Source organism: Bacillus sp. TH17 (assembly GCF_016651125.1).
Lineage (GTDB): Bacteria > Bacillota > Bacilli > Bacillales > Bacillaceae_G > Bacillus_A > Bacillus_A mycoides.
In genome coordinates this window covers 4,958,901-4,972,844 of sequence record NZ_JAEKEN010000001.1, presented here as the reverse complement: position 1 = coordinate 4,972,844, position 13,944 = coordinate 4,958,901, and the positions used below count along the sequence as shown (strand labels likewise).

General features: G+C 37.2%; 12 protein-coding genes and 1 other annotated feature. All 12 genes read right to left on the bottom strand.

The features are described from left to right. Complete coding sequence (cysS, locus tag JFT95_RS25570) at positions 1-1,398, bottom strand: cysteine--tRNA ligase (protein WP_002091500.1); 1,398 nt, start codon at positions 1,396-1,398, stop codon at positions 1-3. Then, positions 1,379-2,044: a serine O-acetyltransferase gene (gene cysE, locus JFT95_RS25565; RefSeq protein ID WP_002091498.1), complete on the bottom strand. Its 666-nt coding sequence runs from the start codon at positions 2,042-2,044 to the stop codon at positions 1,379-1,381. Before cysE ends, cysS begins: the two co-directional genes overlap by 20 nt. Positions 2,045-2,181: 137 nt before the next feature. Beyond that, positions 2,182-2,427, bottom strand: a binding site (T-box leader). 47 nt (positions 2,428-2,474) lie between these two features. Further along, a complete protein-coding gene (gene gltX / locus JFT95_RS25560) occupies positions 2,475-3,932 on the bottom strand; it encodes a glutamate--tRNA ligase (protein WP_002091496.1) in 1,458 nt (485 codons plus the stop codon). An 89-nt stretch (positions 3,933-4,021) separates the two neighbouring features. Then, a complete protein-coding gene (ispF, locus tag JFT95_RS25555; RefSeq protein WP_000488386.1) occupies positions 4,022-4,498 on the bottom strand; it encodes a 2-C-methyl-D-erythritol 2,4-cyclodiphosphate synthase in 477 nt (158 codons plus the stop codon). Positions 4,499-4,611: 113 nt separating this feature from the next. Continuing rightward, complete coding sequence (gene ispD / locus JFT95_RS25550; RefSeq protein WP_002009811.1) at positions 4,612-5,292, bottom strand: 2-C-methyl-D-erythritol 4-phosphate cytidylyltransferase; 681 nt, start codon at positions 5,290-5,292, stop codon at positions 4,612-4,614. Positions 5,293-5,308: 16 nt separating this feature from the next. Further along, positions 5,309-6,412: a PIN/TRAM domain-containing protein gene (locus tag JFT95_RS25545; RefSeq protein ID WP_002063406.1), complete on the bottom strand. Its 1,104-nt coding sequence runs from the start codon at positions 6,410-6,412 to the stop codon at positions 5,309-5,311. 160 nt (positions 6,413-6,572) lie between these two features. Beyond that, positions 6,573-7,646: a DNA integrity scanning diadenylate cyclase DisA gene (disA, locus tag JFT95_RS25540; protein WP_000392162.1), complete on the bottom strand. Its 1,074-nt coding sequence runs from the start codon at positions 7,644-7,646 to the stop codon at positions 6,573-6,575. 3 nt (positions 7,647-7,649) lie between these two features. Further along, positions 7,650-9,026, bottom strand: a complete 1,377-nt coding sequence (gene radA / locus JFT95_RS25535) for a DNA repair protein RadA (RefSeq protein ID WP_002009817.1) — start codon at positions 9,024-9,026, stop codon at positions 7,650-7,652. 94 nt (positions 9,027-9,120) lie between these two features. Further along, positions 9,121-11,556: an ATP-dependent protease ATP-binding subunit ClpC gene (gene clpC / locus JFT95_RS25530; protein WP_002009819.1), complete on the bottom strand. Its 2,436-nt coding sequence runs from the start codon at positions 11,554-11,556 to the stop codon at positions 9,121-9,123. 22 nt (positions 11,557-11,578) lie between these two features. Then, entirely contained in the window at positions 11,579-12,643 is a 1,065-nt protein-coding gene (gene mcsB, locus JFT95_RS25525) for a protein-arginine kinase McsB (RefSeq protein ID WP_002169332.1), read from the bottom strand. A gap of 4 nt (positions 12,644-12,647) precedes the next feature. Continuing rightward, positions 12,648-13,196, bottom strand: a complete 549-nt coding sequence (gene mcsA / locus JFT95_RS25520; protein ID WP_002009823.1) for a protein-arginine kinase activator protein McsA — start codon at positions 13,194-13,196, stop codon at positions 12,648-12,650. Between the two features lie 169 nt (positions 13,197-13,365). After that, entirely contained in the window at positions 13,366-13,827 is a 462-nt protein-coding gene (ctsR, locus tag JFT95_RS25515; RefSeq protein ID WP_002029353.1) for a transcriptional regulator CtsR, read from the bottom strand. Positions 13,828-13,944 lie beyond the last annotated feature (117 nt).

Genomic DNA, 13,944 nt, shown 5'->3' with positions numbered 1-13,944 from the left:
TTATCCTCTTTTCCATCTTGTACCTTGAGCGGTATCTTCTAAAATAATATTACGTCCTTTTAAATCATCGCGAATTTGATCAGATAGTGCGAAGTCACGATTTTGACGAGCTTCAATACGCTTTTGGATTAGTGCTTCAATTTCTTCATCAAGCAACTCTTCTTGTGCTAATTCTAATCCTAAAATACTAAATAATGTTTCAAGTTGTTTTACATAAGCTTCAATTACAACTTTAGAAGTATGTTCTTCTAACAAATATTGATTTGCGTGATTTGCTACGTTATATAATTCAGTAATCGCATTAGCCGTATTGAAATCATCATCCATCGCTTCTTCGAATGCAACCTGGAACTTTTCCATTTCAGCTAACCATTTTTCATTATGGTCCGTTAAATCCGTACTACTTTCCATACGATGCTTTAAGTTACCGTAAGCTGTTTTAATTCTTTCTAGTCCATTATTAGTACTTTGCAATAAATCCTCGCTAAAGTTAATTGGGTGACGGTAATGTACCGATAGCATAAAGAACCTGATTAACTGTGGATCATATTGTTTAATGATATCGTGAACTAAAATGAAGTTTCCAAGCGACTTAGACATCTTCTCGTTATTAATATTAATATATCCGTTATGCATCCAATAACGTGCAAATGTTTTTCCTGTCAACGCCTCAGACTGCGCAATTTCATTTTCATGATGAGGAAATGCTAAATCTTGACCACCAGCATGAATATCAATTGTATCCCCTAAATATTTACGCGCCATTGCTGAGCATTCAATATGCCACCCTGGGCGTCCTTTCCCCCAAGGGCTTTCCCAGAAGATTTCTCCTTCTTTCGCAGCTTTCCATAAAGCAAAATCAAGAGGGTCTTGTTTCTTTTCTCCTACTTCAATACGTGCACCGTGACGTAAGTCTGCAATCGGTTGATGTGATAATTTACCGTAACCTTCGAATTCTTTCGTTTTAAAGTACACATCACCTTCTGATTCATATGCATACCCTTTATTCACAAGTTCTTGAATAAATTCAATAATGATATCCATATTTTCCGTTACACGTGGATGAACCGTTGCATGTTTGCAACCTAGTGCCGTTACATCTTCAAAGTAAGCTTCAACAAAACGATCTGCAATTGTTGGCACATCTTCACCTAATTCGTTTGCCGCCTTAATTAATTTATCATCCACGTCAGTAAAGTTAGATACATACTGCACATCATATCCTTTATATTCTAAGTAACGGCGTACTGTATCAAACACCATAGGTGGTCTTGCATTCCCAATGTGAATGTAGTTATACACTGTAGGTCCGCACACATACATCTTTACCTTATTTTCTTCTAATGGCATAAACTCTTCTTTTTGACGCGTTAACGTATTATAAATGTGAATAGTCATTTTTATCCTTCCTTCCTACCTTTACTTCGAGTTGCTTTCTCAATTTATCAAGTTCTACTTCCATAACCTTTAATTTATCAAAAATCGGATCCGGAAGATCAGAATGATTTAATTCTTGACCAATTTTTACTCCATTTTGAATAACGACTCGGCCAGGTATACCTACAACTGTAGAATGCGCAGGAACTTCCTTTAACACGACAGATCCTGCTCCAATTTTAGAATTCTCTCCAATAGTAATAGAACCTAGTACTTTAGCACCTGTTGCAATTAATACATTATCCTGAATTGTAGGGTGCCTCTTTCCTTTTTCTTTACCTGTACCACCTAATGTGACACCTTGATAAATTGTTACGTTTTCGCCAATTTCACACGTTTCTCCAATCACAACCCCCATTCCATGATCAATGAAAAAACGACGACCAATAGTTGCTCCTGGATGAATCTCAATGCCAGTAAAAAAACGACTAACTTGCGAAATCCAACGTGCCATAAAGAAAAAATTCCTTTTATAAAAAGCATGTGCAATTCGATGGGCCCAAACTGCATGTAATCCAGAGTAAGTTAAAATGACTTCGAAATAACTTCTTGCCGCTGGATCCTGTTCAAAAACGACTTCAATATCTTCCCGAAGCCTCTTAAACATCGATGTTCCCTCCCCTTTATGGGCTGCTTTTTTCGAGTGAACTAACTCCCCACTTCCCCCTAAATCTTTATACAAGGGGATAAAACTTATACTCACACCATTTACATGGTATAAAAAAAAGACGCCTCTGTCATATAGACAGAGACGCCTTTTAAGCGCGGTTCCACTCTGTTTAGGCTAAAGAAGCCTCAAACTCATCCATGATAACGGTTTACACCGCTTCTGTTTACTTTGCGCCCTAAGACGTTCCGCGAAATACTTCGCTGTTCAACAGAAGACTCGAAGGGGCATTTCAAAAATCCGCTTATAAACCACTTCCAGCCTAAGGGTGGTTCTCTCTGTAAAAAGCCTGATTTTCTACTTCTCCTTCTCGTCGCTTTTCCTTATTAGATTTTAGATATACTTATTATATTGCTAAACCTAGAAAATGTTAACCAATTACTTTTTGAATACGATTTAAAACTTTTTCTTTTCCAAGAAGAGCAATAGCGTTAGGAAGCTCTGGACCATGTGTTTGTCCAGTAGTAGCAACACGGATTGGCATAAATAGGTTTTTACCTTTATGTCCTGTTTCTTTTTGAACTGCTTTAATAGCCGCCTTAACTGCCGCTGGCTCCATTGCTTCTAAAGCTTCTAATTGATCGGCAAATGCACGAAGTACTTCAGGTACTTGTTCACCTTTCAATACTTCTTGTCCCTCTTCTTCATGATCAACATGATCTTTAAAGAACATTTCAGAAAGCTCTACAATTTCAGCTCCAAAGCTCATTTGGTCATGATATAAAGCAATTACATCACGAACCCACGCTTGTTCTTGTTCGCTTAAGTTTTCACCTACGCGACCCGCTTTCACTAAATGCGGTAAGCTTAGTTCAACAACCGTATCTAAATCTTGTTTTTTCATATATTGGTTGTTCATCCATTTTAGTTTTTGGGAATCAAATAATGCAGGTGATTTTGATAAACGAGCTGCATCAAACATTTTGATAAACTCATCTTGAGAGAAGACTTCTTCTTCACCTACTGGTGACCAACCTAGTAATGCAATAAAGTTAAAGATTGCTTCTGGAAGATATCCAAGCTCTTTATATTGCTCAATAAATTGAATAATAGATTCGTCACGCTTACTTAGCTTTTTACGGCTTTCGTTTACAATTAAAGTCATATGACCGAACTTCGGGATATCCCAACCGAAAGCTTCATAAATCATCATTTGTTTTGGCGTGTTTGAAATATGATCATCACCACGAAGTACGTGTGTAATCTCCATTAAGTGATCATCTACCGCTACCGCAAAGTTATAAGTTGGAATTCCATCTTTTTTCACGATAACGAAATCACCAAAATCATTTGAATGGAATGCAACTTCATCTTTTACGAGATCTTTAAACGTGTAGTCGCTATCAGCCGGCACACGGAAGCGAATACTTGGAATACGGCCTTCAGCCTCAAATCCTTTAATTTGCTCCTCAGTTAAATCACGGTGGTTTCCTGCATAACGCGGTGTTTCACCACGAGCGATTTGACCTTCACGCTCTGCTTCTAGCTCTTCTTCTGTCATATAACATTTGTAAGCTAAATCACGCTCTAATAAATCTTTATATAATTTTTTATAAATATCTAAACGCTCTGTTTGACGATATGGTCCAAATTCACCACCAACATCAACACCTTCATCCCAGTCCATACCGAGCCATTTCAAGTATTTTAATTGGCTTTCTTCTCCACCAGCAACATTACGTTTCACATCAGTATCTTCAATACGAATAATAAACTTACCATCTTGATGACGAGCAAATAAATAATTAAATAATGCCGTACGCGCATTTCCGATATGTAAGTGTCCTGTTGGACTTGGCGCATAGCGCACTCTCACTTGCTTTTCCATAGTTGGTACACCTTCCAATCTTAATGTCAACACATTCTATAATTGTACACCAAAAAAACGTGATTATCCATCTTACGAATTAAAAACCACTATTTTTTCTGTAATAAAACAACCGCTTGAGAAGCAATCCCTTCTTCTCTACCTGTAAATCCTAATTTTTCTGTTGTTGTTGCCTTTACATTAATATTATCAATAGACGTTTCTAATAGTTCACTAATGCGTTTACGCATGCTTTCAATATGCGGTGCCATTTTTGGCTTTTGGGCAATAATTGTACAATCTAGGTTCCCTAGCTCATAACCTTGTTCACGCACAAATTCCCAAACCTTTTGTAACAATACAGCTGAATCCGCATCTTTAAAAGCAGGATCTGTATCGGGAAAATGTTTTCCAATATCTCCTGCTGCAATTGCTCCTAGACATGCGTCAGCAATCGTATGTAACAATACATCTGCATCCGAGTGACCGATTAATCCTTTTTCATGAGGAATTGTAATTCCACCGATAATTAACGGTCTACCTTCCGCAAATTCATGTACATCAAAACCTTGTCCAATTCGAAACATTCTTTACATCCTCCTCAATCTAAACTACTTTATGAATTCTATATTATATTGCTATCTCTATAAAGAAAAGCCCGGCAACTGCCGAGCTTTTCTTTACTATAATACCATCACTTCTATTTCTTCTGAACATGAAGGAAACTTTCAGCAATTAGTAAATCCTCTGGAGTCGTCACTTTAATATTATAGTAACTCCCCTCTACTACGCCTACTTTCTTCCCTACACGTTCTACGAGACTTGCGTCATCTGTACCAAGAAAACAACTTTGCTTTGCACTTCTATGAGCTTCTAATAAAAGAGGAACAGAAAATCCTTGCGGTGTTTGAACCGCTTTAAGCTGAGAACGTTCTACCGTTTCAACAACAACACCCTGTTCTACTTTCTTAATGGTATCCTTCACTGGCACCGCACAAATGGAAGCACCATATTTCTCTGCTGCAGTTAATACATCTTGCATCATCTTATTCGTTACGAACGGGCGCGCACCATCGTGTACGAGAACATATTCAACACCACTCACATACTGAAGCGCATTATACACACTATCTTGTCTTTCGGCCCCGCCTTGAATAAATTGCACCTGCTTTTCAACCGGGTACTTCTGCATTAACTCCTCAAAATAAGGGCGTTCCTCTTCGTTAATTGCCATGATAATACGTTTACATGCTTTATCTTTTTCAAAAGCACGTAATGTATGCACAATGATAGGTACTCCATTTATAAGTAAGAACAACTTGTTTTTGCCAGCACCCATCCGTTTCCCTTGACCCGCTGCTGGAATAATTAACGTATACATATTAATAATCCTCTACTTATAATGCTTTTTCTAATAATTTACGTTTTGCGAAAATCATACGACCAGCCGATGTTTGCAACACACTTGTAACTAGTACATTAAGTTGCGAACCGACATATTCTCTACCGTCTTCTACTACAATCATCGTGCCATCATCTAAATATGCCACACCTTGATTTTGTTCTTTACCATCTTTCACAACATAAACACTTAATTCTTCGCCAGGGAGTACGACTGGTTTAATTGCATTTGCTAAATCGTTAATGTTTAATACTGTTACTCCTTGTAATTCAGAAACTTTGTTTAAGTTGAAATCATTTGTTACAACAGTTCCACCAGTGATTTTAGCTAACTTTACAAGCTTGCTATCCACCTCTTGGATATCCTCAAAATCGCCTTCATAAATTTCCACCGGAATTGGTAGCTCTTTTTGAATACGATTTAAAATGTCTAATCCTCTGCGACCACGATTACGCTTTAAAGCATCAGAAGAATCGGCAATATGCTGAAGCTCTTCTAATACGAATTGTGGAATCACAATTGTTCCTTCTAAAAACTTCGTTTGGCAAATATCCGCAATACGTCCATCAATAATTACACTTGTATCGAGAATTTTCCAATGAGTTGTAGATTTTTCTACCTCTACCTCTTCATTCTCGCTATTGTTTTTCTTCTTACCCCCACGCTGGGGTAATGTAAATAATCCTAGCAATTCATTTCTCTTTTTAAATCCTACTTGGAATCCTAAATAACCAAGTAAAAGAGTAAAGAACACTTGTAATACTGTACTAATGACTGGAATCGTGAATTCACGAATTGGTATCAAAATTAAATATGCAACAATAAGACCAGAGATCAACCCTAATGTACCAAATAAAACATCCGCTACCGGTGCCTTTACAAGGGCTTCTTCGATATGTTTAATAAGTTGAACAATATAATCCACAAGCCAAAATGTTGTTAAAAATAAAATAATTGCACCAATAATTGCACGAACATACGATCCCTCAAGCAAAGGAACAGCACCAACGTCCAATACATTAATAACTTTTGGGATTAGAAAAATCCCTAACGCTCCCCCGATCACTAAAAAGAAGAGCTGTACGATCCTTTTTAACATCCAACCACCTCCTACTCATTATTAACCATTGTTTTGCTAATCAAAACGCCGAATGCAAAAGCGGACGTGTTTTTTTGTAAATAGTTTTATTTACCAATATACCATATCATATAACAAAAATGTTCTAGTGTCGTTATATTATGGAATCAATGTAATATTCTTAATTGTGTCTACTCATATAGAGATGCTCTTGAATTCTTTTTAGGCCCTCTCGTATTTTCTTCGCCCTAACTTCCCCAATTCCTTCCACATCATCCAATTCATTAATAGTTGCACGACAAACACCTTGCAATGTTTTAAATCGATTAATTAAATTTTCAATGATAAGTGGTGGAACACGAGAAATTTTGCTTGCGATTCGGTATCCCCTCGGTGTCACGCTTTCTTCTAAGCTCATTTGCCCTGGATAGCCGAGCAATTTAACTAAATCGCTATCCTCTAAAAGCTGTGTATTTGCAAGATCTTGTAACTTTTTCAAAATTTGATGGTGATCCTGCGTTTTTTCTTGATAATAATCCTTAATTAATAACGCTGCCTCTGCTTCTAAGTCGGCTAGTAATTCTGTAAGTTGTAAACGAATTAACCTTCCTTCCGTTCCTAACTCATGAATGTAGCTCACTATTTCATTTTTAATACGCAGTACCATTTCAACACTATGTAAAACGTGAACTACCTCGGACATTGTAACGACCTCTTCAAATTCTAGAATGCCCAAATTCGTAATCCCATCATTCCATACAGCTTTATATTTTTCTAACGTTTGAATAGCTTGGTTTGCCTTTGTTAAAATTACACCTATATCTTTTAGTGTATAACGTAAGTTCCCTTGATATAGTGTAATTACGTTACGTCTTTGTGAAATAGCCACAACAAGGCTAGCCGTCTGCTTTGCTACACGCTCTGCCGTTCGGTGACGCATACCTGTTTCAATAGAATCAATGGATGGATCTGGAACTAATTGTGCATTTGCAATTAAAATTTTGCTCCCAGTTTCATTTAAAATAAGTGCCCCATCCATTTTTGCTAATTCATATAAACTAGCCGGTGAGAATGCACAATTAATGTGAAATCCTCCATCAACAATACTTTTAATCTGCTCATTATACCCAAGAACAATTAGCCCTCCAGTTTGCGCACGAAGTACGTTATCTATCCCTTCGCGTAGTGGTGTTCCTGGGGCAACAAGCTGTAGAATATTAATCATACTTTTGACACGTTGCTTGTTTTCCTCCATAGCCTAGCCTCCTAATGTCAAACGAAGCGCTTCTCCTAAATTAGAAACACCTACTACCTCAATCCCATCTGGAATTGTCCATCCTCCCAAATTTTTTCTAGGAATAATAGCACGTTGAAATCCTAATTTCGCTGCTTCTTGTACACGTTGTTCAATTCTTGATACTCTTCTTATTTCTCCAGTTAGGCCTACTTCTCCTATTACCGCATCGGCTGGTGCAGTAGCTTTATCTCTGAAACTTGAAGCAATACTTAAGGCGACAGCTAAATCGATTGCTGGTTCATCTAATTTCAAGCCACCCGCAACTTTTAAATATGCGTCTTGATTTTGCAACAATAAACCTGTTCTTTTTTCTAGCACTGCCATAATAAGTGAAACGCGGTTATGATCAATTCCCGTCGCCATTCTTCGAGGATTTCCAAAACTAGTAGGGGAGATTAATGCTTGTATTTCTACTAAGACCGGTCTTGTTCCTTCCATTGAAGCAACCACTGTGGATCCTGCAACTCCAACTGGACGTTCCTCAAGGAAAATTTCAGAAGGATTTAGTACTTCTGCAAGACCTAGTTCCTTCATTTCAAAGATACCCATTTCATTTGTGGAACCAAAACGGTTCTTCACAGCTCGCAAAATACGATATGTATGGTGACGATCTCCTTCAAAGTAAAGAACTGCATCAACCATATGTTCTAGCATACGTGGTCCTGCAATTGCCCCTTCTTTTGTCACATGTCCGACGATAAAAATAGGAATCCCTTTCGTCTTTGCAAGTTTCATTAATTCCGCTGTACATTCACGTACTTGCGTTACACTCCCTGGGGCTGACGTCACTTCAGGTAAATGTATCGTCTGAATGGAGTCAATAACAACAAAAGCTGGATTCATCTCTTCAATGTGCGCTGCAATTCTCTGTAAATCAGTCTCTGCTACAACAAATAGATTACTACCCTTTACATGCAAACGATCTGCACGAAGTTTGATCTGCTTTGCTGACTCCTCACCTGATATGTATAGTACATCATATGAAGAATCTGCTAATTGCGATGAAATTTGTAATAACAATGTTGATTTCCCAATCCCAGGGTCTCCACCAATAAGTACTAAAGATCCATCTACAATCCCGCCACCAAGTACACGGTTAAACTCTTGAAATTTCGTTTCAATACGCGCCTCAGACTTTGTTTCTACCTCTGTTAAGCGTCTTGGTTTTGTTACTTCTGATTGAATTGCATTGGCATAATTAAGGCGTCTTGATGATACAACTGGTTCCATCTCTTCAACAAGCGTATTCCATTGACCACATCCAGGACATTTCCCCATATATTTTGGCGACTGATAACCACATTCTTGACATGTAAATTTTGTTTTCTTTTTAGCCATATCTTTTATAGTTCACTTCACTTTCATCTACAAACGTTTATCCTTCTCGTACAAGAAAGAGGGCTATCGCGTAGCCCTCTTTGTTTGTCTATACTTATTTTACCTTTTCCGCACTATGAATGACAAATGATTCTCCTTCTATATCAAAGATAACTTTTTGTCCTTTCTCAATAGCACCTTTTAACAGTTCTTCTGATAGTCTATCTTCTACATGTTTTTGAATTGCTCTACGAAGCGGACGAGCACCGTACTCTCGATCAAATCCTTTATCAGCAATTGCTGAAATTGCTCCTTCTGTTAAGTGCAATTCAATCTCTTGTTCTTTTAAGCGTTTCACTAACTGATTCACCATAAGAGTTACAATTTCTTGAATATGTTTTTTCTCAAGCATATGGAACACGATAATTTCATCAATACGGTTTAAGAATTCTGGACGAAATGCTTTTTTCAATTCATCCATTACTTTACCTTTCATATCTGAATAATCGCGGCTCTCATCTTGTACGTTAAATCCAAGATGTTTATTACGTTTTAATGCGTCTGCACCAACATTAGACGTCATAATAACAATTGTATTACGGAAATCAACTGTACGTCCTTTAGAATCTGTTAAACGGCCATCTTCTAATACTTGTAGTAAAATATTAAACACATCAGGATGAGCTTTCTCTACTTCATCTAATAAGACAACTGAATATGGCTTACGACGAACTTTCTCTGTTAATTGTCCACCTTCTTCATATCCAACATATCCTGGAGGAGATCCAACTAAACGAGAAGTAGAATGCTTTTCCATGTACTCAGACATATCGATGCGGATCATTGCATCCTCATCACCGAACATAGATTCCGCTAATGCCCTTGCTAGTTCTGTTTTACCTACACCAGTAGGTCCTAGGAAAATAAATGAGCCAATTGGACGTTTCGGATCTTTTAATCCCGCTCTCGCACGACGAACAGCTTTTGCCACAGCTACAACTGCTTCATCCTGCCCAATTAAACGATCATGTAAAATTGATTCCAAGTTTAATAATTTATCTGTCTCTGTTTGTGCAAGTTTAGAAACTGGAATACGTGTCCATGTGGAAACGACATTTGCAATATCTTCTACTGTTACTTCTGAGTTTTCTTGTCCTTGTTTCTCTTTCCACTGACGCTTTGTATCTTCTAACTTTTCACGTAAACGTTGTTCCATATCACGTAAGGAAGCAGCTTTTTCAAATTCTTGGCTTTGTACAGCTGCATCTTTTTCTTTTCTAATTTCCTCAAGCTTCACTTCAAGCTCTTTTAAGTTTGGCGGTGTTGTATAAGAACGTAAGCGCACTTTTGATGCAGCCTCATCAATTAAATCGATTGCTTTATCAGGTAAAAAACGGTCTGTAATGTAACGATCTGAAAGTTTTACAGCCGCATCGATTGCATCATCTGTAATAGATACGCGGTGATGCGCCTCATAACGATCACGTAAACCTTTTAAAATTTGAACTGATTCCTCTAAGTTTGGTTCATCAACATGAATTGGTTGGAAACGTCTTTCTAATGCCGCATCCTTTTCAATATATTTACGATATTCGTCTAAAGTTGTTGCACCAATACATTGTAATTCACCACGTGCTAAAGATGGTTTTAAAATATTCGATGCATCAATTGCACCTTCCGCCCCTCCTGCACCAATTAACGTATGAAGCTCATCAATAAATAGAATGATGTTACCAGCTTGGCGAATCTCATCCATCACTTTCTTTAAACGATCCTCAAATTCACCACGATATTTTGTTCCAGCAACAACTGTACCCATATCTAATGTCATAACACGCTTATCTCTTAAAGTTTCAGGAACTTCATTATTTACAATTTGCTGTGCTAATCCTTCCGCAATTGCTGTCTTACCTACACCAGGTTCTCCAATTAATACTGGATTGTTTTTTGTTCTACGGCTTAACACTTCAATTACACGTTGAATTTCTTTACTACGTCCAATAACAGGATCTAAACGATTTTCACGTGCAACAACTGTTAAATCACGTGCTAGACTGTCAAGTGTAGGTGTATTCGCATTTGTTGATGAACCACCCTGGTGACCTGAACTAGCTTCATTACTTCCAAGGAGTTGTAACACTTGTTGTCTTGCTTTATTTAGGCTTACACCTAAATTATTTAAAACGCGTGCTGCTACACCTTCACCTTCACGGATTAAACCAAGTAAAATATGTTCTGTTCCAACGTAGGAATGGCCTAGCTTACGAGCTTCGTCCATAGACAACTCAATAACTTTTTTAGCACGAGGTGTGTAATGTACTGTTTGAGAAGCTTCCGTTCCACGTCCAATTAATGCTTCTACCTCTTTTTGAACTTTCTCTGGACTTAATCCAAGAGCAATTAACGCTTTTGCTGCAATTCCTTCACCTTCGCGTACAAGCCCAAGTAAAATATGTTCTGTTCCAATATTATTATGCCCAATGCGAATTGCTTCCTCTTGAGATAAAGCTAATACTTTCTGTGCTCGTTCTGTAAATCTTCCAAACATCATAGAAATCGCCTCCTACTTGCGCTTAATTTTGTTCAATTCGTAATCGCTCACGGATTAAGGTTGCTCTTCGATAATCTCTTTCTTCTGGTCCTAAAGGTCCTCCTGCATATTGTTGCAAAATGCCTGGCTGAGTAAGAACCATTAACTCAGTTAAAATATTTCTCGATATACCTTGTATATATCCTAAGTCAATACCAAGCCGTACATCTGATAAGCAAGTGGCTGCTTCTGCAGATTGAATTAAACGACTGTTAGCTAGTATTCCGTAAGAACGATATACTTTATCTTCAAGCTCAATGCTTGAATTTTGTACAATTAATTCTCTAGCCGTTTTTTCTTGATGGATGATTTGTTGAATGACACTCTTTAAATCTGCAATAATATCTTCTTCTGATTTCCCTAGTGTCATTTGATTTGACACTTGAAATATATTACCTAACGCTTCGCTACCTTCACCGTATATTCCTCTTACTACTAACCCTAATTTTTGAATTACTTGTATAATACGGTTAATTCTTTTCGTTAAAACCAGTCCCGGCAAATGAATCATTACCGAAGCCCTTAATCCTGTACCGACGTTAGTGGGGCAACTCGTAATATATCCAAGCGATTCATCAAAAGCATATTCAACCTGCTCCTCGATCCAATTATCTATTTGATTGGCACTTTGAAGCGCCTCTGATAACTGTAAACCTGAAAATAGGCACTGAATCCTAACATGATCCTCTTCATTAAGCATGATACTTATATGTTCACTTTCTGATAGTAGGCATGCTCCGTATTCTGTTCCTGCAAGATTTGGACTAATTAAATGCTTCTCAACTAAAACTCTCCTTTGAAGAGGATTTAATTCATTCATTTTTAATAGTTCAAACTCCCCAAAAGGTTCTACAGGTTTTTTTATAAACTTCTTCTTAAATAACTCATGAATCTGCTTAGCTTCTTCCTCGTTTTGCATAGTAGAGAATTGATATTTTTTAAAATTACGAGCCAAACGAATTCGACTACTTAAAACAATATCAGAATCAGGGCCATCTCCCTTCATCCATGGACTAATCGCTTCATTCATGATTCTGTCCAGTGACATAGAACTATTCCCCCTCTCTATGCTCACTAAGCTGATTTACAAGACCTCGAATTTTATCTCGTACTTCAGCCGCTTTCTCAAATTCCTCTTTCTGTACATATTGTTTCAGATTGAGTTTTAGTTCATCTAATTCTTTCTTTAAGTAGATATTTCCTTCTATACGTTCAGGAATTTTTCCACAATGATCCGTATGCCCACCGTGAAGACGTTTTAACAATGGTTTTAAGTGCCCCTTAAATGTATCGTAACAAGAAGCACATCCAAAGCGTCCCACTTTTGTAAATTGTTCATATGTCATCTTACAATTCGGACATCTTGATATATTTGTATTTGAAAATGCATCTTGCCCTTCTTCAAACATTGCCGGTTCACTATGCAATAATCCGGCTAATAGGTCATGGAATGAAAAATTAGACTGCGGTGATTGAAAGAAAGACGTATAGCCACTTTGTTCTGCACATTGCTCGCAAAGATGAACTTCCGCCTTTTTTCCGTTGATTACTTTTGTATAATGTAAAGTTGCTGGTCTTATATTACAGTTTTGACAAGTCATCGCTATCCCCCACCTTTACAACAGGAACGATCTATCTCATGATACTTTTCATACATTACTAGATTGTTCTCTTTCCTTAATCCATTTAGTAAAAGCACATGTCATCTTTCAAAATCCCTACAATATTAAACTGCATTATCTTAGCTATCATTCTTAACAAAAGTTATATTTATTTATATTTCAGTGTTCTTAACATTGCGCATAATATTCGAGCCCTAAGTTCATCTCGAGAAGGAACATCCATTAATAATACAGAACGATCTAGTACGCTTAACATAAGTTTAGCTTCACGATTTGTTATAATACCCTCTTCTATTAAACGTATAATCATGCTTTCTGCATTTCCTTGTGCAACGCTATGATCAATCATATGAAGCATTTGATCAATAATGTCTATATCATCATGCAGTTTGACTTTTATAATGCGAATGTAACCTCCTCCACCTCGTTTACTTTCTACTACGAATCCTCTTTCTAACGTAAAACGGGTATTGATTACATAGTTGATTTGAGACGGCACACAATCGAATCGATCAGCGACCTCATTCCTCTTGATTTCAATCGCATTATTATTGCTTAAGTCAATAACTTGCTTTAGATATTTCTCAATGATATCAGATATATTTCTCATTTATCCGCCACCTTTATTGACTTTGACTATCTTTGACTTTAATTATATACGTATTAAAAAAATTTGCAACTCTTTTGCTTATTCACTATCCTAGCCACATTTCCCTGTCTTTAATCA

Bases quoted from the DNA above. Each gene is read 5' to 3' on its own strand.
- cysS (WP_002091500.1), bottom strand. From the start codon at position 1,398: ATGACTATTCACATTTATAATACGTTAACGCGTCAAAAAGAAGAGTTT.
- cysE (WP_002091498.1), bottom strand. From the start codon at position 2,044: ATGTTTAAGAGGCTTCGGGAAGATATTGAAGTCGTTTTTGAACAGGAT.
- gltX (WP_002091496.1), bottom strand. From the start codon at position 3,932: ATGGAAAAGCAAGTGAGAGTGCGCTATGCGCCAAGTCCAACAGGACAC.
- ispF (WP_000488386.1), bottom strand. From the start codon at position 4,498: ATGTTTCGAATTGGACAAGGTTTTGATGTACATGAATTTGCGGAAGGT.
- ispD (WP_002009811.1), bottom strand. From the start codon at position 5,292: ATGTATACGTTAATTATTCCAGCAGCGGGTCAAGGGAAACGGATGGGT.
- JFT95_RS25545 (WP_002063406.1), bottom strand. From the start codon at position 6,412: ATGTTAAAAAGGATCGTACAGCTCTTCTTTTTAGTGATCGGGGGAGCG.
- disA (WP_000392162.1), bottom strand. From the start codon at position 7,646: ATGGAGGAAAACAAGCAACGTGTCAAAAGTATGATTAATATTCTACAG.
- radA (WP_002009817.1), bottom strand. From the start codon at position 9,026: ATGGCTAAAAAGAAAACAAAATTTACATGTCAAGAATGTGGTTATCAG.
- clpC (WP_002009819.1), bottom strand. From the start codon at position 11,556: ATGATGTTTGGAAGATTTACAGAACGAGCACAGAAAGTATTAGCTTTA.
- mcsB (WP_002169332.1), bottom strand. From the start codon at position 12,643: ATGTCACTGGACAGAATCATGAATGAAGCGATTAGTCCATGGATGAAG.
- mcsA (WP_002009823.1), bottom strand. From the start codon at position 13,196: ATGACTTGTCAAAACTGTAATATAAGACCAGCAACTTTACATTATACA.
- ctsR (WP_002029353.1), bottom strand. From the start codon at position 13,827: ATGAGAAATATATCTGATATCATTGAGAAATATCTAAAGCAAGTTATT.